Source organism: Plantactinospora sp. KLBMP9567 (genome assembly GCF_033446045.1).
In the GTDB taxonomy this organism is placed as follows: Bacteria; Actinomycetota; Actinomycetes; order Mycobacteriales; family Micromonosporaceae; genus Plantactinospora.
On sequence record NZ_JAWQRR010000042.1, the window covers coordinates 134,586 to 157,946 of the forward strand.

At 71.8% G+C, this 23,361-nt stretch carries 19 protein-coding genes; 14 read left to right on the forward strand and 5 right to left on the reverse strand.

The window, feature by feature from the left end:
* The first annotated feature begins 275 nt into the window (after window positions 1-275).
* The 10 genes from R6Y94_RS31840 (at window position 276) to R6Y94_RS31885 (ending at window position 11,679) form a co-directional block, all read left to right on the forward strand.
* On the forward strand, window positions 276-2,396 hold the full coding sequence (locus R6Y94_RS31840; RefSeq protein WP_318399634.1) for an acetate--CoA ligase family protein: 2,121 nt from the start codon (window positions 276-278) through the stop codon (window positions 2,394-2,396).
* A 23-nt stretch (window positions 2,397-2,419) separates the two neighbouring features.
* Entirely contained in the window at window positions 2,420-3,223 is an 804-nt protein-coding gene (locus R6Y94_RS31845) for a citryl-CoA lyase (RefSeq protein ID WP_318399636.1), read from the forward strand.
* Window positions 3,216-4,184: a MaoC family dehydratase N-terminal domain-containing protein gene (locus R6Y94_RS31850; protein ID WP_318399637.1), complete on the forward strand. Its 969-nt coding sequence runs from the start codon at window positions 3,216-3,218 to the stop codon at window positions 4,182-4,184. The genes R6Y94_RS31845 and R6Y94_RS31850 overlap by 8 nt, the downstream gene beginning before the upstream one ends.
* 5 nt (window positions 4,185-4,189) lie before the next feature.
* Window positions 4,190-5,671 carry an NAD-dependent succinate-semialdehyde dehydrogenase gene (locus tag R6Y94_RS31855; protein WP_318399639.1) on the forward strand — a complete coding sequence of 494 codons (1,482 nt, stop codon included), beginning with the start codon at window positions 4,190-4,192 and terminating at the stop codon, window positions 5,669-5,671.
* A gap of 129 nt (window positions 5,672-5,800) precedes the next feature.
* Entirely contained in the window at window positions 5,801-6,970 is a 1,170-nt protein-coding gene (locus R6Y94_RS31860; RefSeq protein WP_318399641.1) for an ABC transporter substrate-binding protein, read from the forward strand.
* 12 nt (window positions 6,971-6,982) lie between these two features.
* The gene (locus tag R6Y94_RS31865) at window positions 6,983-7,867 is read left to right on the forward strand and encodes a branched-chain amino acid ABC transporter permease (RefSeq protein WP_318399643.1); all 885 of its coding nucleotides are present in this window, start codon (window positions 6,983-6,985) and stop codon (window positions 7,865-7,867) included.
* Window positions 7,867-8,841 (forward strand): branched-chain amino acid ABC transporter permease, encoded by a 975-nt coding sequence (locus R6Y94_RS31870; protein ID WP_318399645.1) that lies wholly within the window; start codon window positions 7,867-7,869, stop codon window positions 8,839-8,841. The genes R6Y94_RS31865 and R6Y94_RS31870 overlap by 1 nt, the downstream gene beginning before the upstream one ends.
* A complete protein-coding gene (locus tag R6Y94_RS31875) occupies window positions 8,838-9,617 on the forward strand; it encodes an ABC transporter ATP-binding protein (protein WP_318399647.1) in 780 nt (259 codons plus the stop codon). The genes R6Y94_RS31870 and R6Y94_RS31875 overlap by 4 nt, the downstream gene beginning before the upstream one ends.
* Window positions 9,617-10,456, forward strand: coding sequence for an ABC transporter ATP-binding protein (locus tag R6Y94_RS31880; protein ID WP_318399649.1), 840 nt, complete (start codon window positions 9,617-9,619; stop codon window positions 10,454-10,456). Before R6Y94_RS31875 ends, R6Y94_RS31880 begins: the two co-directional genes overlap by 1 nt.
* Window positions 10,456-11,679 (forward strand): iron-containing alcohol dehydrogenase, encoded by a 1,224-nt coding sequence (locus R6Y94_RS31885; protein WP_318399650.1) that lies wholly within the window; start codon window positions 10,456-10,458, stop codon window positions 11,677-11,679. The genes R6Y94_RS31880 and R6Y94_RS31885 overlap by 1 nt, the downstream gene beginning before the upstream one ends.
* A gap of 24 nt (window positions 11,680-11,703) precedes the next feature.
* On the opposite strand, the gene R6Y94_RS31890 is transcribed toward R6Y94_RS31885, so the two are convergent.
* From R6Y94_RS31890 to R6Y94_RS31900, 3 genes are all read right to left on the reverse strand, one after another.
* Entirely contained in the window at window positions 11,704-13,023 is a 1,320-nt protein-coding gene (locus tag R6Y94_RS31890; protein ID WP_318399652.1) for a cytochrome P450, read from the reverse strand.
* Between the two features lie 523 nt (window positions 13,024-13,546).
* Complete coding sequence (locus tag R6Y94_RS31895; RefSeq protein ID WP_318399654.1) at window positions 13,547-14,356, reverse strand: SAM-dependent methyltransferase; 810 nt, start codon at window positions 14,354-14,356, stop codon at window positions 13,547-13,549.
* Between the two features lie 209 nt (window positions 14,357-14,565).
* A complete protein-coding gene (locus R6Y94_RS31900; RefSeq protein WP_318399656.1) occupies window positions 14,566-14,907 on the reverse strand; it encodes a metalloregulator ArsR/SmtB family transcription factor in 342 nt (113 codons plus the stop codon).
* 63 nt (window positions 14,908-14,970) lie between these two features.
* On the opposite strand from R6Y94_RS31900, the gene R6Y94_RS31905 reads away from it, so the two are divergent.
* Both R6Y94_RS31905 and R6Y94_RS31910 read left to right on the forward strand, forming a co-directional pair.
* Window positions 14,971-16,008, forward strand: a complete 1,038-nt coding sequence (locus tag R6Y94_RS31905) for an NAD(P)/FAD-dependent oxidoreductase (protein WP_318399658.1) — start codon at window positions 14,971-14,973, stop codon at window positions 16,006-16,008.
* 98 nt (window positions 16,009-16,106) lie between these two features.
* Window positions 16,107-16,415: a PadR family transcriptional regulator gene (locus R6Y94_RS31910; RefSeq protein ID WP_318399660.1), complete on the forward strand. Its 309-nt coding sequence runs from the start codon at window positions 16,107-16,109 to the stop codon at window positions 16,413-16,415.
* 17 nt (window positions 16,416-16,432) lie between these two features.
* Here the strand turns inward: R6Y94_RS31910 and R6Y94_RS31915 are convergent, their stop codons facing one another.
* Window positions 16,433-17,707 carry an APC family permease gene (locus R6Y94_RS31915; RefSeq protein WP_318399662.1) on the reverse strand — a complete coding sequence of 425 codons (1,275 nt, stop codon included), beginning with the start codon at window positions 17,705-17,707 and terminating at the stop codon, window positions 16,433-16,435.
* Between the two features lie 229 nt (window positions 17,708-17,936).
* Window positions 17,937-20,630 carry a PIG-L family deacetylase gene (locus R6Y94_RS31920; protein ID WP_318399664.1) on the reverse strand — a complete coding sequence of 898 codons (2,694 nt, stop codon included), beginning with the start codon at window positions 20,628-20,630 and terminating at the stop codon, window positions 17,937-17,939.
* A gap of 431 nt (window positions 20,631-21,061) precedes the next feature.
* On the opposite strand from R6Y94_RS31920, the gene R6Y94_RS31925 reads away from it, so the two are divergent.
* Window positions 21,062-22,219 carry an ROK family protein gene (locus R6Y94_RS31925; protein WP_318399666.1) on the forward strand — a complete coding sequence of 386 codons (1,158 nt, stop codon included), beginning with the start codon at window positions 21,062-21,064 and terminating at the stop codon, window positions 22,217-22,219.
* 38 nt (window positions 22,220-22,257) lie between these two features.
* Window positions 22,258-23,310, forward strand: a complete 1,053-nt coding sequence (locus R6Y94_RS31930) for an extracellular solute-binding protein (RefSeq protein WP_318399668.1) — start codon at window positions 22,258-22,260, stop codon at window positions 23,308-23,310.
* Window positions 23,311-23,361: the final 51 nt, after the last annotated feature.

Here is a 23,361-nt window from a genome sequence, read left to right on the forward strand (position 1 = left end):
CCGGATCCGGACCACTCCGGGCTGGCCGCGCCACGGCGCCCGCTGCGGCCCGGTGCCCCGGTCGATCTCCGCGGCGTCGGCACGCGCAACCGTGTCGATGTCCGGGGGATCGGGCGTGGTTCACGCCGTCGGCTCGGGCCGTCGCGCCGGTGGCCGACGTGTTACGAGACTGTTGACAATCACAACACCCGGTGCACATACTCTGCGATCATCAACACCGGCCCTGGCCCCGTTCGTCCTGGCTGCGGGCGGTCGGCCTCTGGAACGGAGAACCCATGCAGACTCCGCGGTACGAGTCGATCCGCTACCTGTTGCGGCCGTCGAGCATCGCTGTCGTCGGCGCGTCCGACCGTCCCGACCGGATCGGGGGCCGCCCCCTGCGGATACTCGCCGACCGTGGCTACGGCGGGTCGATCTACCCGGTCAACCCCAAGTACGAGTCGGTGCAGGGCATCCGCTGCTATCCGGACATCGCCTCGCTGCCGGCGGATGTCGAGCTGTTCGTCATCTGCATTCCCGCGGAGGCGGCGGTTGCCGCGCTGGAACAGGCGGCCGAGCGTGGGGCGCGGGCGGCAGTGGTGTTCGGCGGCGGGTTCGCCGAGGCCGGCGCAGACGGAAAGGCGCTCCAGGATCGGCTGTCACGCATCGCCGAATCGGCCGGAATCGCGCTCGCCGGTCCGAACAGCCTGGGGCTCGCGTCGTTTGCCCACCGCTCTTTCGCGACGTTCGCGACGACCCTCGAAACCATGCCGGCGATCGAGGCGGGCGGGGTGGCTCTCGTCTCGCAGAGCGGTGGTACCGCCTTCAACCTGCTGACCGAGGCGTACTGGGCGGGCGGGCGCTTCTCGCACGTCATCGCCACCGGCAACGAGGCGGGTGTGACGTTCCCCGACTACCTCCGCTACCTCGCCGCCGACCCGGCCACCTCGGCCGTGATCGGGTACGTCGAGGGCGTCGCCAGCGGTGACCAGTTGGCGGTCGCCCTCGGCGAGTTGCAGTCCGCGGGCAAGCCGGTCTTCCTGCTGAAGTCCGGAGCGTCCGAGCGGGGAAGCAGGTCGGTGGCCTCGCACACCGCGCAGTTCTCCGGTGTGGACAGTGCCTTCGACGCCGTTTTCGACCGGTTCGGTGCGGTCCGGCTGCAAGGCATGGACGACGCGGTCGACGTCGCCCGCGCGCTGACCATCGAGACGCCGGTCGACGGGCTGGCGGTGGCGACCAACTCCGGCGGCGCCGCGGCGTACCTGTCGGACGCGTGCGACCGGTTCGGCGTACCGCTGACGGACCTCGCCGACGACACGATGCGGGCACTGCGGGCGGCGCTGCCGGCGTTCGCCGGGCTGACGAACCCGATCGACTTCACCGCCCAGGTGATCAACGACGTCGACCTGATGGCGAACACCCTGCGGATCCTCGACCGCGACCCCTCGGTCGACACGCTGCTGGTCTTCCTCGGCAGCATGGAGTACCTCGGGGAGAAGCTGATCGACATCCTCGTCCGGACGCGTGCCGAGCTGCGCAGTCCGCTCGTGCTGTCCTGGCTCGGCGTGAGTGACCGGATCCGCCTGGCGGCCGCCCAGGCCGGGCTGGTGGTCGGCGCCGACCCGGCCCGGGCACTGCGCGGGATGGGACTCGTCCGCGCCGGTCGACGCGGCCAGCGGCAGGCGCCGGGCCGGTCCGGTGCGGCAACGGCGGTCGACCTCGGCGGGGCGCTGCGCGGCGATCTGCCGTGGCTCGGGACCGGTCAGCGGTACGGCCTCGACGAGGCGCGGACGATGGAATTGCTGGATCGGCTGGGCGTACGCACACCGCGCCGGGTCGGCGTCACCACCGGGTCGGAGGCGGTGGCGGCGGCCGAGGAGGTCGGCTACCCGTGCGTGCTCAAGCTCGTCGAACCCTTCCTGGCGCACCGTGCCCGGCAGGGAGCGGTCGAGGTCGGGCTCGACGGACCGGACCGGCTCTCGGCGGCGTACGAGCGGATGACCAGGCAGTTCGGGATGACGAAGGCGCTGGTCGTCGAGCAGGTCCCGGCCGGACCGGAGCTGATCGTCGGGGTGCTGCAGGACGCGACGTTCGGCAGCCGCGCCGTGCTCGGCAGCGGCGGGATCTGGGCGAACGAGATCGGCGACGTACGGACCCTGGTACCTCCGTACGACCCGGCGTACGTCGCGCACGAGTTGCGGCGGCTCAAGCTCTCGGCACAGTTCGAGACGCAGGCGCCGGTCGACGCGTCGGGGCTGCCCAGGGAACTGGCTGCCGTGCTGGCCCGGCTCGACGCCGTCGTGCAGGACGGCGCGGCCGGGATCGGGGAGATCGAGTGCAACCCGATCAGGGTGGTCGACGGCGGGACCGTGGTACTCGACGCGCTGGCCTTCACCACCGAGCGGGCCGGCCGATGAGCGGGGCGGCATCCGAACCGGCGATGCGTCGACCGGGCCTCGGGATCTCCACCGACGTCGGGCACGCGAACGCCCAGCGGATCGAGCTGCGCCGGTACGACCTGGTCGACGAGCTGATCGGGCACACCTCGTACACCGAGACTCTGCTGCTGGCCGTGACCGGCCGGCGACCCTCGGGCGCGCAGGTCCGCGCGGTCGACGCCGTGCTGGTCAGCCTGGTCGACCACGGGATGCAGCCGAGCGCTCTGGCCGCCCGCCTGACCTACTCGGCGGCACCGGACGCGCTCCAGGGCGCGCTGGCCGCCGGCGTGTTGGGCGCGGGCAGCTCGCTGCTCGGCTCGATGGAGCAGGCCGGCAAGATGTTGGCCGACATCGGCGCGCGGGTACGCGCCGGCACCGGACCCCGGGTCGCGGCCGATTACGCGGTCGCCCGGATCCTCGACGACGGCCGGCGGGTACCCGGCTTCGGGCACGGGCTGCACCGGACGGGTGATCCTCGGGCGATCCGGCTGCTGCAGGTCGCGACCGAGCTGGGTGTCGCGGCCGAGGAGACCGGTTGGCTCGCCGCGGTCGGTGCCGCGATCGAGGAGCGGGCCGGTCGCCGGCTCGTGGTGAACGCCACCGGCGCATCGGCGGCGATCCTGCTCGGTGTCGGCGTTCCCTGGCACCTGCACCGAGGGGTGGCGATCGTCAGCCGTACCGCCGGGCTGCTCGCACACATCAACGAGGAACTCGACCAGCCGATCGCCCCGCAGGTACGCAGCGCGTTGCGCGAGGCGAGTTGGCTGGACGAGGAGCGCGGCCCGGCGGGAGGCCACGATGCATGACCCGTCGACGATCGTCGGCAACAGCACCGGCTGGGCGCCGTTCGTCTGCGAGCGCTGGCGGGCCGAGCGGGTCCGGGAGGTCTCCGGGCTCGCCCAGCACCCCTACCTGCCGGTGGACGGCCGGGCCGAACTGGTCCCGCCGTCCTTCCTGAGCGCGCAGTACGTGGACGCCTTCGCCCTGGGCATCCCCGACGCGCCCGCGCGGCTGAACGGCGGGAACGCGTGCCGCTGGCTGGCGGAGGTACGGGTCGGCGACGCGCTCGAACGCGACTCCACCGTGATCGACGCCGAGGTCAAGAACGGCCGGACCGGCCGGCTGGAGCTGTACACCGTCGAGACGGTGTACCGCCGGACCGACTCCCGGGCCGAGGTGGCGAGGCTGCGGTACACCGCGATCCGGCGGTTCCCGGAGTCGCCGACGGCCTCGACGGCGCCGTCGACGGCGACCGGAACGCGGCCGACCGCAGGTGGCCGGCCGACCGGGGCGGACCTGCCCGGGGGCGCGATCCGGGTCTTCTCCGCCAGCGTGTCCAGTCGGGACGTCGTCCGCTACGCGGTCGCCACCGAGGATCTCTACGAGGCGCACTACGACGAGTCCTACGCGCGGGCGAGTGGCCTGCCCGGGACCATCGTGCACGGCCTGTTGAAGATGGCCTGGCTGGCGCGCGGCGCGCTGGAGTACGGCGGCACCGGCAGCGTGCTGCGGGAGCTGTCGGCGTCGTACCGCGGGATGGACCTGGTCGGAGCCGACTTCACGGTGTGGGTCGAGCCCGACCCGGCCGGAGGTGGCGACGGCGGGACGAGACTCCGGCTGTACGGGCAGTCCCAGAGCGGCGCGGTCTCCACCGTCGGTACCGCCCTGCTCGAACCGGCGCCGGCCGCGCCGGCATCCGTCGCGGTCCGGGCTGGCCTGGGCCGCACGCGTACGCAGACCCGATCCCAAACACAGGAAGAGGAGTGAGTGTCGTGGCTGAGCCCGCCACCGCCGAATTCGACGCCGGTCTGCTGCCCGGCGAGCCCGGTCGGACCCTGCTGATCGCCGGGAAGTGGACGACCGCCGGGACGACCTTCGACGTACTCGATCCGGCGACGCTCGACGTCGTCGGGCGGGCCGCCGACGCAGGGGAAGCGGAGGCGCGAGCCGCGGTCGACGCGGCGGTGGCCGCGTACGGCGCCTGGCGTACCGAGGCGGCCGAGACCCGGGCCGCGCGGCTGCGGGCCGCCGTGGAGGCCGTCCGCGCCCACGCCGAGGGGCTCGCCCGGCTGCTCTCGGTCGAGAACGGCAAGCCGTACGCGGAGGCGCACGGCGAGATCCTCCGGGGCGCCGCCATGCTGGAGTGGGGGGTCGAGGAGGGTCGCCGGGCGTACGGCCGGATCACCCCGTCCTCGGCCAACGGCCGCGGCGTCGTCCTCACCTCCCCGGTCGGCCCGGCGCTGCTGGTCACGCCCTGGAACTTCCCGGCGAGCATGCTGATGCGCAAGATCGGCCTGTCGCTGGCGGCCGGCTCGCCGGTGGTCGCCAAGCCGGCCGAGCAGACCCCGCTGATCGCGGTCGCGGTGACCAGGCTGATCAACGAGCAGCTTCCGCCGGGCGTGCTGAACGTCCTTACCACCTCGCGGCCCGCCGAGGTCGTCAACGCGGTCATGGACGACCCCCGGATCCGCAAGGTGAGCTTCACCGGTTCCACCGAGGTCGGGCTGAGCCTGGCCCGCCGGCCGGGTGCCGTGCTGCGGCGCGTCTCGCTGGAGATGGGCGGCCACTCGCCGGCCATCGTCTTCCCCGACGCGGACCTGGACAGCACGGTCGACAACCTGATGTTCGCGAAGTTCCCCAACGCGGGCCAGAGCTGCATCTCGATCAACCGGCTCTTCGTGCACCGGTCCCTGCTGGCCGAACTGACCGGTCGGCTCGCCGAGCGGATCGCGGCACTGCGTCTCGGCCGCGGGCTCGACGCCGGGGTGACGACCGGTCCGCTGATCGACTTCGCCGGCCTGGCCAAGGTCGAGCGGCACGTCGAGGACGCGGTCGCGAAGGGCGCCACCGTGCTGGCCGGCGGCGGGCGCTGGACCCCGGACGACGCCCGGCTCAAGGGCGCCTTCCACGAGCCGACCCTGCTGACCGACGTGCACGAGGGGATGGAGATCGCCCACGAGGAGACCTTCGGGCCGGTGCTCCCGGTCTATCCGTTCGACGACGGCGACGACGTGATCGCCCGCGCGAACGACACGATGTACGGCCTGGCCGCCTACGTCTTCGGCTCGGACTTCAACCGGCTCTGGGACGCGATGGAGCGACTCGAGTTCGGCGTCATCGGGGTCAACGACGCCATGCCCAACCGACCGGAGCTGCCGTTCGGCGGCTTCAAGAACAGCGGGCAGGGCCGGGAGGGCGGCACCGAGGGCATCGAGGACTACGTCGAGACGAAGGCTATCGCGATCAAGCGTTAACGGCGTCCGGCTCCTGGGGATGAGCGCCGGCACCGCTGGCGGTGCAAGCACGGAATTGCGACGTTCCACCACCCGCCCGGTCCGGGCGTAGAGATCAGCCACCACCGGCTGGCCGGAATAGGAGACCTGATGTTCCACCGCAGGCGACCCCCACGTTGGATATCCGCGAGCACACGCACCACCCTGGCCCTCGTACTCGCCGCCGGGGCCCTCTCGTCCTGCTCACTCGACTCCGGCAGCGTCACCGCCGCCGGTGAGGAGTCGGCGTCCGGCGAGGTCCTGGTCGGCGTCGCGCTGCCGTTCTCCGGCGCGGTGTCGCGGACCGGCAACCTGTACCGCAAGGGCATCGAGCTGCGCCTGAAGCAGGCCGAGGAGTCCGGCGAACTCGGCGACATGTCCGTCAAGGTCGACTTCCAGGACGACGCGAACAACCCCAGCGAGGCGGTACCGCTGGTGACCCGCTTCGCCCAGGCCGGCGCGGTCGCCATGTTCGGTGCCCACTCGTCGCCGGTCGCGCTCGCCCAGGCGAACGCGGTCCAGGCGGCCGGGCTGCCGGAGTTCGTGTTCGGTGCCAGCAACTCGATCAAGAACCCGTTCCAGTACCAGGTGAACGCCCGGGACTCGGAACAGATCAAGAACGTCATCAACTTCGCCGCCCGCAACAACTTCCGCCGGGTCGGCATCTTCACCGACACCGGGGCGTACGGCACCTCGGCCAAGCAGCAGCTCGACGCCATCCTCGGCGCGTCCGACCTGGAGATCGTCGGGTCGGAGACGTTCGAGCCGACCGCCTCGAACCTCGCCCCGCAACTCGTCTCGCTGCGGCGCAAGAATCCGGACTTCGTGGCGATGTTCAGCTTCGGCACCCCGTACGCGGCCGTGGTGAAGGGCAAGGCGGAGATCGGGTGGAACGTGCCGATCGTCGGCAACGTGGCCGCCGGTGACATCGCGGTCGGCGAGATCGCCGGCAAGGACGCCGACGGCCTCTACTTCATGACGCCGCTGGGCGACGAATCCCAGGCCAGTCGCGCCCTCGCCGACTCCTGGGCGAAGGCGTACCCGGACGACCCGCTGACCTTCGAGGGCGCGACCGCGTACGACGCCATGACGGTGCTGATCCGGGCGTTGAAGCAGGGCGGCACCAGCCGGCAGGCCGTGCAGGAGTGGCTGTCGAAGGCCACCGCGATCGAGGGTCTCGCCTGCGGCAAGTCGCCGTGGAACCTGACCGAGCGAGCACCGATCAAGGCCGACGACCTGGCGTTCCGGCTCTGGAAGACAGGAGAGACGGTCGCTGTCTGACCGCACCCGGAGATGACTGAGCTACTTTATTTCACGATCATCGGGCTCTGCATCGGCTGCGGCTACGCGCTGGTGGCACTCGGCATCTCGACGCTGTTCAACGGTACCGGCGTGCTCAACTTCGCCCAGGGTGACATCGTCATGCTGGCGGCGCTGTTCGTGGCCGTCCGGACCACCGCGGGCGGCGGGTACCTCAGCGGGTTCCTGGAGGCGGTCGCGGTCGTCCTGGTCGCCAGCGTGCTGCTGGGACTGCTCTTCGTGCGGCCGGCAATCGCCCGGCGCCGGGACATCGACCTGATCATCGTCGGTACGATCGGCGTCTCGACGGTGCTGGCGAACCTCGCGAACAACGTGCTGGGCTCCGAGACGTACCGGCTGGCGAGTCCGGTCACCGCCCAGGCGGTCAAACTGGAGTCGTTCAGCATCTCGTTCGACTACTTCGCGATCCTGCTCGCCGCCGGGCTGCTGATGGCCGCCTTCTTCGTCTTCTACCGGAAGACCGACGTCGGGTTGCAGATGCGCGCGATGTCCGCCGACGTGGACGCCGCGCGGCTGTCCGGGGTGCAGATCGCCCGCCTGACGGTGGTCGGCTGGGTTTTCGCGGGCATCGTCGGCGTGTTCGCGGGCGTACTGCTGGGCACCGTGCTCCTGGTCAGCGCCAGCATGGGTGTGGCGTTGACGATCAGCGGGTTCGCCGCCGCGATGATCGGCGGGCTCCGGCACCCGTACGGCGCCGTCCTGGGTGGCGTGATCATCGGTCTCGCCGAGAACTACGCGGCGGGGTACCTGAACACCGCCGCCCGGCAGGCGATCGCGCCGCTCATCATCATGGCCGTGCTGCTGGTGCTGCCGCAGGGCATCCTGGCCGGCCGCGGCGCCAAGGCGAGGGTGGTCTGATGGCGGCGGCACGCGGTACGACACGAGCGACCCGGCAGGGCCTGCACCTCGGCGAGGCGGCGGCGATCGCCGCCGGGGCGATCGCGCTCGCGGCGGTGCTGGGTCCGCACGAGGCCCAGATCGCGGCGATGACCGCGATCTTCGCGCTGGCCGGCGTCGGGCTGAACATCCTCGTCGGGTACACCGGACTGGTCTCGCTCGGCCACGTCGTCTTCTTCGCCATCGGCGCGTACGGCTGGGCGAGGCTGGCCGAGTCCAGTTCGGTCGCGCTGGCGGTGCTGGTCCCGATCCTCGTCTCGCTGGTGGTGGCGGCGGTCATCGTGCTGGTCACGCTGCGGGTCGTGGGCTACTACTTCGGCATAACGACCCTGGCCATCGGCCTGCTGTCGGTCGTCGTGGTACAGAACGCGACGCCGCTCACCGGCGGGTACGCCGGAATCAGCGGGATCCCGCAGATCGCCGTCCCGGGATTCGCCGGTCCGGGGCAGGTGCTGGTGATGTCCGGCCTGGTGCTCGCCGTGGCGTACTACCTGCAGAGCAGCCTGCGGGAGTCACCGCTCGGGGCAGCGATGCTCGCCACCCGGTTCGACGTCCCCGCGTCCCAGTCGCTCGGCCTGTCGGTGGCCTGGGTACGGCTGCTCGCCTTCATGATCAGCTCGGTGCCGGTCACGATCGCGGGAGCGTTCCTCGCCCAACTCGTCCACTACATCGGGCCGGACCAGATGTCGCTGGAGACCTCCATCCGGCTGATCGCCATCGCCATCATCGGCGGTCGGGGTTGGCGCTGGGCGCCGGTGCTCGGCGCGGTGGTCGTGGTGACCCTGCCCGAGCTGCTCCGGCCACTCGCGGAGTACCGGCTGGTGTTCTACGGCGTCGCGCTCGCCTTCGTGGCGCTGTTCATGCCACGCGGGCTCAACCAGGTCGTGAGCTGGGTCGGCGGGCGGATCCACGCGGCGAGAGGAGGCACCGGATGAGTACCGTTCGACTCTCCGTACGCGAGATGACCGTGCAGTTCGGCGGCGTCGTCGCGGTCGCACAGCTCAGCCTCGACGTCACCGGCGGCGAGATCGTGGCCCTGATCGGGCCGAACGGCGCGGGCAAGAGCACCGCGATCAACGGACTCTCCGGGTTCGTACCGGTCACGGTGGCGACGATGTCCGTGCGGTTCGGCGACGACGTCATCGATCTCCGCCCGTTGTCGCCCCCGCAGCGCAGCCGGCTCGGCATCGTGCGTACCTTCCAGACGCCGCGGCTGATCCCGGAACTGACGGTGTGGCAGAACGTCGCCATGGGCTCGATCGCCGGCGACGTGCGCCACCGGTGGTTCGAGGTGCTCGGTGGGCCGGGGCTGTCGCGGGGCGCGCGGGACCGGCGTGACCGCGCGGTCACGGCACTCGCGGCGCTCGGGCTCGACCGGCTCGCCGAGGACAGTCCGGCCGAACTCAGTCTCGGCGAGCAGCGCCTGGTCGAGATCGCCCGGTCGATGGTGTCCGGCGCCCGGGTGCTGCTGCTCGACGAGCCGTTCGCCGGGCTGTCCCCGGTCGAGCAGCAGCGGTTGGCAGCCGAGATCGACAAACTGAGGTCGGCCTCGGTCGCCGCGCTGCTGGTGGAGCACAACCTCGAACTGGTCCGGTCGCTGGCCGACACCGTGGTGGCGATGGACCAGGGGGCGGAGTTCGCCCGCGGAGACGCGGCCACGGTCCTGGACTCGCACGAGGTCCGCGAACGGTACCTGGGTGAGGTGGCGTGATGAGTGACGATTCGACCCGGGTGCCGGCGGCGCTGGAGTTGACCGGGTTCTCCGCCTACCACGGTGCGGTGGCCGCAGCGTCGGACGTCTCGCTCCGGGTCGAGCGGGGCAGTGCGGTGGGCGTGCTGGGCCCGAACGGCGCGGGGAAGTCCACGCTGTTGCTGGCCGCGGCCGGTTTCGTCCGGACCACGGGTGGGCTGTCGATCGGTGGGCAGGCCGCCAACCGGCTGTCCCCGGCCAGGCGGCGCCGGCTCGGCCTGGCGATGGTGCCGCAGGAGCGGGCCGCCGTCCTGGAGCTCTCGGTCGCCGAGAACCTGCGGCTGTCCTGGCTCACCGGCCGGCGGGCCACCCCGTACGAGCAGGCGCGGGAGTCGGTGCTGGAGATCTTCCCGGTACTGGCGGGCCGGCTCGGCGATCCGGCGGGAAACCTCTCCGGCGGCCAGCGCCAGATGCTCGCGGTGTCCCGCGGGCTCATGGCGACCTGTGACGTGCTGCTGCTCGACGAGCCCACGGCCGGCCTGTCGCCGAAGCTGATCTCCGAGTTGGTGGACGCGATCCGCACGCTGAACGAGCGCGGCATCACCGTCCTGCTCGTCGAGCAGAACTTCTCGGTCGTCGAGCGCACCTGCTCGTACATCCATGTGTTGAACGGCGGGCGCGTCATCTGGCACGGCCCGACCACCGGCATCGACCGGAACAGTATCGGCGACCTGTACTCGGGAGCCCGTCGGCACCAGCCGCCGGCTCCCGGGGCGCCGGATCCGACGCGGAAGGCCCGGGTACGGCCGGAAACGGACCAGGCCGTACCGGCCGGGTCCGGTGAACTGGGGGAGACCTGATGGAGACGGTGTTCCTACCCGGGAGCGGCTCGACCGCCGAGTTCGTCTCGCCGGCCACGGTCGTCAGCGGCCGGGGCAGCACCGGACTGATCGCCCGGGTGCTGTCGTCCCGGCTGCGCCTGTCCGACGGCGCCTCGGTGTTCGTCGCGGTCGACGACGCCGTCGCGGGCGCCGGACTACTCGGGCCGATGCTCGACGCGCTGCGGGCGACCTACCGGGTGACGGTCGTCGGCGGGTTCGGCGCCGAACCGGACGACGACCGCATCGACCGGGCGGCGGCGCGCGCCCGGGAGGTCCGGGCGGACGTCGTCGTCGGGGCCGGGGGCGGGTCCGTGATGGACGCCGCCAAGATGATCGCGCTGCTGCTGGAGAACGCCGGCGGCGCCGCCGACTGGCTCGGCCCGGTCGCGCCGCCCGGCGGTGTCGCCCCGCTCGTCATGGTGCCCACGACCTGCGGCACGGGCTCCGAGGCGACCCGGGCGGCGATGGTGACGGTGGCCGGGTCGAAACGCATCTCGGCCACTGCCGGGTACGTCGGCACGGCGGTGGTGCTCGATCCGGCGCTGCTCGACGGGCTGCCCGGACGGATCGTCGCGATCACCGGGATGGACGCGCTGTCGCACGCGGCCGAGTCGCTGATGTCCACCGACCGCTCGCCGATGACCGTGCACCATGCCAGGGCGGCGATCGCCCTGCTGGTCGACAACCTGGAAGCCGCCTGCCACGGTGACGTCGAGGCCCGCGCCGCCTGCCTCTGGGCGTCGCACCTGTCGGGCCAGGCGCTCAACGCGGGTGTGCTGCTGGGGCACTCGCTCGCCTACTGCGTCGCGCACGAGCGGTCCGTACCGCACGGCGTGTCGTCGGGGCTGGCGTTGCCGTACTGCATCGCGTTCAATGCGAGCGGGCTGGAGCCGGACTGCGCCCGGACCCTCGCCCGGGCCCTCACCTCGGGACGCGGCGACGACCTCGTCGACGCGGCGAGCGAGGTGCAGGCACTGCTCAATCGGCTGGACCTACCGACCACGCTCACGGAACTGGGCATCGGCGCGGACGCCGACGACCGGATCGCACAGCGCTGCGCCGCGGAGTACCCGCGCGCGAACAACCCGACGTCGATGACCGTCGACGCGCTGCGCCGGCTCGTCCCGTCGATGCGTACCGGCGATCTCGGCGCGGCGTTCGAGGCGGCGCTGACCGGGACGACGACCCTGGGCCGCGAATGACGGCCGACCAGGCCGACGGGGCTGCTACCTGCGGACGAACCGGCCGCGCAGCCCGGCCGGGACCAAGAGCGCCTCCGGCCGCATGACAACCGTGTCCGGGTCGACCACCGTGACGTCGTAGTCGCGTACCAGCGCGGCGACGGCGAGCACCAGTTGCAGCAGACCGAGTTGGTTGCCCAGGCAGATCCGGGGTCCGGCCCCGAACGGCAGATATGCGAACCGGGCGTGCGGCTGCTGCGTCCCGAGCCAGCGGTCGGGCAGGAACTCTTCCGGCCTGTCCCACCACCTCGGGTCACGGTGCATCAGATAGACGGGCATCATGATCTGTTGGCCGGGCCGGAAGGTCCACCGGCCGAGCGTCGTATGGGTACGCACCTCGCGGCCCATCAGCCAGGTCGGGAGGTACGCCCGCAGCAGTTCCTTCACCACGGCCTCGGTGTAGGGCAGGTCATCGACCGTGATCGTCCGATGCGCCCGCTGTGCCAGCACCTCCGCCTCCACCCGGATCCGGGCGGCGATCCCGGGTTCCCGCGCGAGGACCAGCACCGCCCAGCCGAGTGTCGTGCCCGGTACGCCGTGCGAGGCCCGCAGCATCACCGACAGCGTCCGGTAGACGGCCTCGTCGTCGAGCGGCTCGGCGTCGCCGCCGAGCATGGTGTCGAGCAGATCGCCGGCCGTGTCCCGGGGTCCGGCACGCCGCTGCCGGATGCGTTGGTAGAGCAGTTCGGCGAGCCTCCGGTTGGCCGCCTTCGCCGAGCGGACCGCGGGTACCGGCATCCAGCTCGGCAGGGACAGCGAACTCGACATCAGGGCGGTCGAGCGCTCCGCCGCCTCGGAGACCGCCACGGCAACCTCCTCGACGGCGGCGGTCTCGTCGCCGGCGGCCTTCTCGGCGCTGCCGCCGAGGCAGTAGTCCGTAGTCGCGTGGATGACGAAGGACTTCATCACCGCCGCCACGTCGACCTCACGGCCGAGCACGGGACCCAGGCGGGCGTGGAAGATGTCCACCAGGCGGTGGCTGTGCGCGTCCGTCGCCGCCCGGTTGACCGCTGGTCGACTCTTCCTGCGGCCGGCCATCGCCGTCGGGGTCTGCCGCGCGGTCGCCTCGGGCGGGGCATCGTCGAACAGGGCGACCTCGATACCGAAGTCGGTGTTCGTGCGTACCAGGACCTCGTGGACGAGGACGGGGTCGGCCACCACACTCGTGCGAGGGCTGAACGCGAACACGTCGCCGTAGTCGTGCTGGCACCGCCGGAGGAACGCGATCCGGTCCTGTTCGTAGTCGTACCGGTTGCCGACCAGGCGCCGCCCGCGCGGCCCCGCCGGGTACTCGCCTGTGGACATCTTCGTGATCCCTCGCACCTGGACGGGTATGAGTCGGCTGGATCCGCGACGGTGCCGCCTGCGCCGCACGGGGTGCCCGCGACGGTGGCCGCCGGACCGGCCGCCACCGTCATCCTCGGGTCAGGGGACCCACGGGTAGCGTCCGCCCATCCGGCCACGGTCGAGCCGCACCAGGCGGGCAAGACCCATCAGAGCGAGCTTCGCCATTGCATTCACCTCCCGGACTACCTCGTCGGGTCGCGTCGGCGTTCACGCTGTCATCCGAGGCATGTCCGTAGGCCTGATCTGCTGTTCGGATCTGTACGGGTCTGTTCGGAACGGGGTCGGAGGCTGCCGGGCCCACCGCCCGGTCGCCGAGCGGCCAGCAGACGGGCGAGCTCGGCGATGAAGCTGTGCTGGAGCACCTGAACCTGCTCGCCCGGCACACCACCCGCGATCACGTCAGCGGCCACCACCGCCAGCACGCGGCAACCGGCAGGCGAGACCCGGCAAGCCACGCCCGGTTGAACAACCTGGGAGCCGGCTACGGCTTGCGGCCGACGGCGCAGTACTGGTCGATGACGTCGGACGGGGTGGACGCGTCGGGCTTCCACCTGTTGACCGACACCACGCCGGGTTCGACCAGGTCCAGGCCGTCGAACAGCCCGGCGATCCGTTCGGGGCTGCGCAGGTGGTACTTCGGGTTTGCCGAGGCGTTCCAGATCCGTGCGGCTTCGGTGACCGCCTCGCTGGTGTCGCTGCCGTCGTACATCGCGAGGTAGCTACCGGACGGCAGGGCGTCCATGATTCTCTTGATGATCGACTTTGCTTCGTCGTCGCTCTCGATGTGACCGACGATGCCCATCAGGAACAGCGCCACCGGCTTCGTCAGGTCGAGCGTCTTGGCCGCCTCGCGCAGGATGATGTCGGTGTCCCGCAGGTCGGCGTCGATGTAGTCGGTGACACCCTCGGGGCTGCTGGTGAGCAGCGCCCGCGCGTGCGCCAGCACGAGGGCGTCGTTGTCGACGTAGACGACGCGGGCGTCCGGTGCTACGGACTGGGCGACCTGGTGCGTGTTGTTGGCGGTGGGCAGGCCGGTGCCGATGTCGAGGAACTGACGGACGCCGGCCTCGCCGACGAGGTAACGCGCCGCTCGGGTCAGATAGGCCCGGGAGAGTCGCGCGTTCTCGGCGAGCTGCGGGAGGGTCTGGATGATCTGGTCGCCGACCGCACGGTCGGCGGCGAAGTTGTCCTTACCGCCCAACAGGTAGTTCCAGATCCGAGCCGTCTGCGGCACGGCCGTGTCCAGCTTGACGATCTCCTGCTGGTCGTCGGCAGCCGAACTCTCTGTCACGTGCGCATCCTTCGGTCGAGCGGGAACGACGCTGTCGGATCGCGGCAAGCATAGTCGGAGTCCGCACAGGACGGTCGGCGTGGCCAGGGAAGGTGTCCGACCGGGCGCCCGGAGGCAGCGGAGGCAGACCTGGCACCGCCCCGCCGGAAACGCCATGGGTGAGGGTCTGCCCGGTCCGGAACGTACGCCCGGACCGAACGTAGCGGCGCCTACGAACCTCCGTCTGACGTGGTGGGTCGGGTGGGGGCGGGTGGTGGGCAGCATTGCGCGAGGTAGCCCTGCAGGTCGGTCAGTCGGGTGACGATGCTGGTGCTGTCGACGCGGTAGCGGACGAGTTTGCCTTCCCTGGTGGAGGTGAGCAGGCCGCCGCGGCGCAGCAGAGCGAGTTGCTCGGACGCGGTGGACTGGCCCAGGCCGCAGCGGGCGGCGACCTCGCCGACGGTGAGCTGCTGTCCGCCGACGAAGAGCGTCATGATCTGCTGGCGGGTCTCGCTGGCGAGGGCCTTGAGAAAATCCTGGGTGTGCCCCTCGAGGGCCGGTGGTGTGCTCATCGCGCTCCAGTGTCCATCGACACATCATTTCATGGTTTCGGGATATGACGATATCTTGCGGTCATGAGTGTTGTCGACATGGTGGTGGTCGGAGGCGGTCAGGCGGGTCTCGCGACGGCGGGTGTGGCATCCGCCCGCGGCCTGTCGGCCGTGGTGCTGGACGCGTCACCGGGGCCGGGTGGATCGTGGCCGCGGTACTACGACAGTCTGACCCTGTTCTCCCCGGCCCGGTTCTCGTCGCTACCGGGCCTGCCGTTCCCCGGCGATCCTGACCGGTACCCGGTGCGGGACGAGGTGGTCGCCTACCTGGGCGCGTACGCGGACCGGGTGGACGCGGACGTGCGGTGGGGTCGGCGGGTCGAGCGTGTCGCCCGGGTCGGGGACGGGTTCGCGGTGGCGGCGACGGATGGCACTCTGCTGCGGGCGCGGACGGTGGTGGCGGCCAGCGGCGGGTTCGGCCGCCCGTACCGACCGGAGTTGCCGGGCCTGGAGACGTTCACCGGCCGGGTCCTGCACTCGGCGGACTATCGGGAGCCGTCGCCGTTGCGCGGGGCTCGAGTGGTGGTGGTCGGGGGTGGGAATTCTGCGGTGCAGATCGGGGTGGAGCTCGCCCGGGTGGCACGGGTGAGCCTCGCGGCGCGGGGGCGGTTGCGGTGGCAGGCACAGCGGATCCTGGGCAGGGACTTCCACTGGTGGCTGACCCGGACCGGGCTGGATTTCTCCCGGTTGGGGCCGCGCCTGGTGAAGGGCACGGTGCCGGTGATCGACGACGGCGGCTACCGGGCGGCGGTGCGCGCCGGTCAGCCCGACCACCGGCCGATGTTCACCCGCCTCGATGGCGACAGCGTGGTGTGGGCCGACGGGGCCCGGGAGCGGGTGGACCTGCTGATCCTGGCGACCGGGTTCCGGCCCGACCTGGCGTATCTGGCCGGTACGTCGGCGGTGGACGGGCAGGGCCGGCCGCTACACGTACGGGGGGTGTCGACGGCGGTGCCCGGGCTGGGGTACGTCGGGCTGGAGCACCAGCGCAGCTTCGCTTCGGCGACGCTGCGGGGCGTGGGCCGGGATGCCGGCTACGTCCTGGGGAACCTGTTGCGATGATCCACCCGGCATCCCGTGTCGATCTCCTCGACCATGCGTAAGATCGGATGCCGATATCGGTTCCGTCACTGTTCGGCGGGTGTGTGGAGGTGGAGCGGGTGCGGGAGTTCCAGCGGGGTGCGGTGCGGCTGCACATCCTGCATCACGCCGCGGAGCAGGAGATCCATGGCGCGTGGATGACCGAGGAGCTGGCCCGGCACGGCTACGACATCAGCCCCGGCACCCTGTACCCGACCCTGCACCGGCTGGAGGCGGACGGGTTGCTGGTCTCCGAGCAGCGGGTGGTCGAGGGGCGGACCCGCCGGGTCTACCGGGCCACCGAGGCCGGCCGGCAGGCGCTGGCCGAGGACCGCAGGGCGCTGCGGGAGTTGGCGGACGAGGTGCTCGGCGACGGCGCCTCCGGCTGACCCGGAGGACCGAAGGTCTACCGCCGTCGGCGCCCGGTGACGGCGCGGCGGATGGCATAGGCGGCGACGCCGGCGGCCAGTACTGCGGCGCCGGAGACGACCGAGGAGATCGGCAGGGTGACGGCGAGCGCCACGCAGCCGGCGAACCCGAGGACGGGGATGGCTCGGGGTGGCCGGTTCTCTGCCGGGGACAGGGTCCAGGCCGAGGCGTTGGCGATGGCGTAGTAGACGAGGACGCCGAAGGAGGAGAAGCCGATCGCCGAGCGGAGATCGGCGGTTGCGGCCAGGACGGCGACTACGGCTCCGACGGCCAACTCGGCCCGGTGCGGCACCTTGAATCGTGGATGCACGGTCGCCAGGGCGTGCGGCAGGTGCCGGTCGCGGGCCATGGCCAGGGTGGTGCGCGAGACGCCGAGGATCAGCGCGAGCAGCGAGCCGAGCGCGGCGACGGTGGCACCGGCGCGTACGACCGGCCCCAACTGTGGCATGCCGGCGGCGTGCACGGCGTCGGAGAGCGGTGCGGCGGTGTCCGCCAGTCGCTGCGGGCCGAGCACCAGCAGCACCGCGACGGCCACCGCCGCGTAGACGCCGAGGGCGATGCCGAGCGCGAGCGGGATGGCGCGGGGAATGGTCCGGGCCGGGTCCCGGACCTCCTCCCCGAGGGTGGCGATGCGCGCGTACCCGGCGAAGGCGAAGAACAGCAGACCCGCCGCTTGCAGGACTCCGCCGGCCGTCGTGTCCGTGCCGACGTCGAGCCGGGTCGCGTCGGTCGCGCCCCAGCCGAGGGTGGCGACCACCACCAGGGCCAGCACCGCGAGGACGGCGGCGACGATCACCCGTGTCAGCAGGGCGGACTTTTCGACCCCGAGGTAGTTCACCGCTGTCAGTGCCACCACGGCGGCCACGGCCACCGCGTGGGCCTGGCCGGGCCAGGCGTAGAGGCCGACGGTGAGTGCGATCGCGGCGCAGGAAGCGATCTTGCCGACCACGAATCCCCAGCCCGCCAGGTAGCCCCAGAAGTCACCGAGCCGTTCCCGGCCGTAGACGTAGGTCCCACCGGAGGCCGGGTACCGGGCGGCCAGCCGGGCCGAAGACGTGGCGTTGCAGTACGCCACCACCGCCGCGAGCCCGAGGCCGGGCAGCAGACCGGAGCCGGCCGCGTGTGCCGCCGGAGCGAGCGCGGAGAAGATGCCCGCGCCGATCATCGCGCCGAGCCCGATCACCACCGCGTCGAACGTCCCCAGCCGGCGCCGCAGCGCCGCTGGCGGCGCGCCGGCCGCTGACTCAACCATGCCCACTCCTCCACCCGGGATCACCGCCGACATTACGGGAACCAATATCGGGAAGCGATATGCGCTGGCGGGTACGTGGAACTTGCCGGGCACCGGTCACGATCTGCCGCGAGCCGTGTGGCCGACGGCGGTGCGGGAGATCCGGGCACTGCTGGTGTGGGGGCCCTTCCCGTCCGGGAAGGGCCCCCAGGGTTTGTCGTGGATCGGCCGGCCGCTCCGGGCCGCCGTCTCAGCGGCCGACCGGCGCCCGCCTGGCCAGCGCGGCCCCGTCGGCGGTCTCGAATGCGGCCAGCACCGAGGTGGCCCGCCCTTCGCCGACCGGTACGAACACCCGCTCGTGCTGCCCGGACCGCAGCTCGACCGTCTGGCTGCCCAGCGCGGTGTCACCGGTCCAGGAGTAGAGGTACGCGGTGCCCTTCCGGGTCGCCCGGACGTCGACCAGGATGCCGCCGTCCACCCGCTTCGGCACGCCCATCGTGAGGGCGCTGGCCGGCAGCCGGTGGACCGCCGCCGGGGCCACCCCGTCCGACGCCGACTGGGCGATGGTCTGCGGGCTCTGCACGCTGCGGGCCGCGGTGTCCGGGAAGACCGGCGCGCTCGGCTCCCGCTGCGGCGGGGTGTAGCCAGGCAGGGTGGTCAGCCCGTACCGGTACGGGTCGGCCCGTACACCTTGGAAGGTCGACCAGCCCAGCCGGGACTGCGAGCTGAGGTCCTGGGTGTCCGAGTCGTAGACCAGGACGTTGAACCCCATGTGCGCCGGGTCCACCGCGTCCGGCAGCACCGCGAACGGAATGCTCGCCTCGATGGTGTACCCGGTGTACGGTTCGCTGACCGTGCTCGCCACGGTCATCCCGGGGGCGGTGACCGCACCCGGCCCCTGCCGGTTGTCGGCGTCCCGCTGGAAGCACGGCGGGTTGCCGTTGGCCGGGTCGTCGGTGGTCGGGAAGATGCCCGCCTTGAAGACCGTCGAGGTGTTCGCCGAGTCGCCCGTCGGATCGAAGATGATCTCGACGCTGTCGGTGCGGCGTTGCCGCTTGCAGTCCTGCGGCACCACCTTGCGGCCGAGTACGTCGTCGGTGACCTGGACGATCACCTTCAGCGCGTCGTCGGTGAAGGCCACCCTGCCGGTGATCGAGGCGTCCTCCGGGGTGGTCGGCTGACCCTCCCAGATCCGGGAGAGGTTCAGCTCGGGTCCGGGGTACTCGCCCGCGCCGGCCATCCCGTCGACCGTGTGTCCGGCACCGGCCCGGGGGATCACCGTGGTCGGCACGATCTCCAGCGCGGCGTCCTCGACGGTGCTCCCGGTCGTGCTGCTGGTGGTGATGGTGATCGGGTAGTCGCCGCCCTCGTTCGCGGTCGGGAGCGCCGGGTCGGTGTTGGTGACCCTGAAGGTGACCGATCCGGTCGCCCCGGTGGCCAGGCCGGCGTACTCCTTGCTGGGCTGGTCGACGGCGAAGCCCGCCGGCACGCCGAGGGTGACGCTGCCGTGCTGCGTGGTCGGGCCGGCATTGCGCAGGTCGATCCGGATGTCCCGGCTCTGCCCGGAACCGATGGTGAGTACCGGGGCGATCAGCGTGTCGAGCTGCGGGAAGCCGGACTCGGCGACCCAGCCGCGGAAGACCGCCACCTCGGGCAGTGCCGCCAGTGTGCCCCGCACGTCGGCGACCACCCGGACCGGCTCGTCCGTGCTGCCCCGACCCTGCCGCTGGGTGGCCAGCGTCGCGCTGAGCAGGTGCTGCTGGTTGGTCGTCGCCTGCCTCGGCACGGTGACGGTGAAGGTGGTCCGCTGTTCCCGGTCCCCGACGGTACGGCCGAGCGAGCCGGAGCCGGTGACCGTCCAGCCGTCCGGGGCGCGCAGCGAGACCCGGGGCGCGGTCAGCCGTTCGCCGGGAGCCGCCCGGACGTGCGCGGTGGCCTGGAACGACTCCCCGGGCGCCACGTCGAACCGGTCGGTGCTCAGGTAGAGCTCGGTGCCCCTGGCCAGCCCGCCCTTGGCGGCCGGCAGCACGGAGCCGCGCAGGATCGCCGCCGGGCTGGTGTCGTCGGGGTCGTACGGCACCCGGCTGTCGATGAGGGTGTAGAAGTCGCACCTGATCTGCGCGGGGTTGGTCGGCGCGGCGGCGGTGTTCGCCCAGCCCTGGGTGACGTACTCCCGTCGCGCCTCGACCTCGGTCTCCGCCCAGGTCCGGCCGGCCGGGCCCGGGGTTCCCTCCCAGACTCCGAAGACCTGGTCGGTGGGGACGGTCGGACTGAAGGAGCCGGCGCACTCCGGGCCCGGCGACGAGCTGCCGGTGCCCCCGGTACGCAGGAACTTGGCCGGACGGAAGGGCTTGAGGCCCTCCTTGCTGAGCTGTTCGGGGAAGGCCGTCGGGTCGGCCGCGGCGGAGTACGCCTCGGCGGCGAACCGGGCGGCCTGCTGGTGGTTGCCGTGGTTGCCCTCCACAGGGGAGGGATTCATCGTCATGACGATCTCGGGCCGGGTCTGCCGGATCACCCGGACGATCTTGGCAAGGGTCTCGTCGTGTCCCCAGATCTGCTCGCTCAGCGGGGCTGACGCGGTGTACCAGAAGTCGACCCGGTCGAGGTTGTAGAGGTTCTGCACGCCGGCCGTGGCGATCGCGGTGCGCTCCTCGCGTTCCCGGATGATGCCCAGCGGCGGGCCCTCCTCCAGGCCGACGGCGTTGCCGCCGCCCTCGCCCCGGGTGATGGTCACGACGCCGGCCTTGGCGCCGTAGTTCTGCTTCCACTGGCCCAGCGTGGCCAGGCTGCCGGCCTCGTCGTCCGGGTGGGCGCTGATGAACAGTACGTCGAGGTCGACGGCGTCCGACGGTCTGCCGCCACCGGGGGTGGCGACGGCGGCCGTGGCCGGGACGAGGACGGCCAGGGCGGTGACGGTGGGAAGTAAGAGTCTTCGTGCAAGCATGTGGATCCCTTCGGACCATGCGAGACGGACACGTGGTGAGACGCGGAGCAGGGTGGACGGCGGGTTGCCGCCATGGCCGGCACGGCTGGGCCGGCGGTGTGGTGGGTGCCCGGTGGGCGCCGGGGCGGCACCGGTCACCGGCGAGTACGCGGCGGGTGCGGCTCGGCCGAGCCCGCCGGAAGGCCTTCGCCGGGTGACGCTAAAGATCCACGGCGGGATGAGTCAATACCCTCGGCCGCCAAATTCTTCTTTCGAGGAAGAAACTAACTTCCTCCCGATTTGCCTGCTAACTACAGCCGATTCCTTTTCTGTCCTGCCAGTGCCCGCTGGTCCCTGAATAGGTAGAGATCCGGCAGCTTGCAGCTCGCCCCGGGGGAGCGAGATGGATTCGTTACTTGACGCCAATAGTTTGTTCGCCGTAGGAAGAAAGTGTGATCGACGTGGTGACCCCACCAACCAGCCCCGTCAGCCGGGAGCGGTCGAAGGAGATCAAGCGACTCTCGGTGATCTCCGCCGCCCGGCAGGCCCGGCTGCTGTCCCGGGCCGAGCTCACCGAACTCACCGGCCTCAGTCCGGCCACCCTCACCCCGTTGGTCCGGGCGCTGATCGCCGAGGGCTACCTCATCGAACGCGGACCGGGCACCTCCCGTACCGGACGGCCCCGGGCCATGCTGGAGTTCAACCCCCGGGCCGAGCTGGTCGCCGCGGTCTCCCTGGAGCCGTCCCGGATCAGTTGCGAGATCGCCGACAGCGACGGTGTGGTGATCGCCCACCGCACCGCGCGGCTGCACCGGGACATCGTCGGGACGATCTGCCGTTTCGTACCGGAGCTGGTCGGGGACGGCCTGCCAGCGCTGCGCGGGGTGGCCATCGCCGCACCCGGGGTCTCGTCCGGCGGCGCGGTCCGGCTCGCCCCGTCGGTCGGCCTGGTCGAGGGGCAGCCGATCGGGGACTCGGTCCAGCGGCAGCTCGGCGTACCCGTGGTGGTGGACAACGACGTCAACCTGATGGCGGCCGGCGAGCACGCGGCCGGGGCCGGCAGCGACGTCAGCGACCTGCTGCTGCTGCACGTCGCGGACGGGGTCGGCGCCGGCCTGATCCTCGGCGGCCGGGTACGGCACGGTGCCGCGGGCGCGGCCGGCGAGGTCGGGTTCCTGCCGCTCGACCCGGCGGACCGGGGACACGACGGGGTCGGCCCGTTCGAGGCGCGCTGGTCGGCGAACGCCATCGCCGAGCGGGTCGTCGCGCTGCGCCCCGGACGGCGTCCCTCGGCAGCCGTCCGCGAGCTGGTCGAACTGAGTCGTACCGACGCGGCGGCGGCCGGCTACCTCGGCGAGGTACTTGGCGCCTGGGCCCGGCTGATCGTCTCCTGCGTCTGCGTGGTCGACCCGGGCCGGGTCCTGCTCAGCGGCGCCGCCGCGGACCTGGACGACGCCGCGCTCGCCCAGCTCCAGTCACTCGTCACCCTGGCCGCTCCGGCTCCCACCGAGGTCCGCCGCGCGGTCCTCGGCGACCGGGCGGTGCTGCACGGGGCGGTGAGCTACGCGCTCTCCGCGGCCGTCCCGGCCCTCCCGGTCGGCTCACCCTGATATCCCCCTCGAATCCCCTCACCCCGGAGGTAGTCCCCATGAGACGTCGATTGGCGCTCGTCGGAGCGCTCGCCGCGATGGTCACCGTCGTGGCCGGCTGTGGCGGCGGTGGCGACGACGACGCCGCAGCCGGCGGCGGCGCCGAGAAGCTGGTCATCTACACCGCCCGCGACAAGAAGGTCGCCGACTTCGTCACCGAGCGGTTCACCGCCAAGTACCCGGAATACCGGGGCAAGGTCGAGGTGCTCACCCTCGGGGCGCAGGAGATCCTGGAGCGGGTACGCGCCGAGAAGGCGAACCCGCAGGGCGACGTCTGGTGGGGCGGCACCCAGCAGGCGTTGGCCAGTGGGGGCACCGAGGATCTGCTGGCCGCCTGGCAGCCGGCGTTCGCCGCGAAGATGGACGCCGCGTACAAGGACCCGCAGGGGCGCTGGTTCGGTGAGATCCTGCTGCCCGAGGTCATCATGTACAACAACAAGGCGCTCACCCCGGAGCAGGCGCCGAAGGACTGGGACGACCTGATCACGCCGGCCTGGAAAGACAAGATCATCATCCGGGACGTGGCCGCCTCCGGCACGATGCGGTCGATCTACGCCTCGATGATCCAGCGGCTCTCCCCGGACGGCGGTAACCCCGAGCCCGGCTACGAGTGGCTGCGCAAGCTGGACGCCAACACCACCAACTACGCCGCCAACCCGTCGGACCTCTACCTCAAGCTCTCCCGCCAGCAGGGCGTGATCAGCCTCTGGAACCTGCAGGACGTGCTGCTCCAGGCCAATCAGGCGAACATGCCGTTCGGCTACGTGATGCCCGCCTCGGGTGCGCCGGTGCTGGTCGACGGGGTCGCCGCGATCAAGGGCGGCAAGAACAACGACGGCGCGCAGAAGTTCGTCGAGTTCCTCTACGACGACGCGCTCCGCGCCGAGCTGGCCCGCGACTACTTCCAGATTCCGGCCGTGCAGATCGCCGAGCAGCCGGAGTGGCTGGCCAACCTCGGCCTCAAACCGATGAACGTCGACTGGGCCGTCATCGCCGCGCACGAGACCGAGTGGATCAACCACTGGAACGCGGAGATCAAGAACAAGGGCTGACGCCCGGACCGGCCCGGGAGTACCCCGGGCGGGTCGCGGGGCGGACCGCCC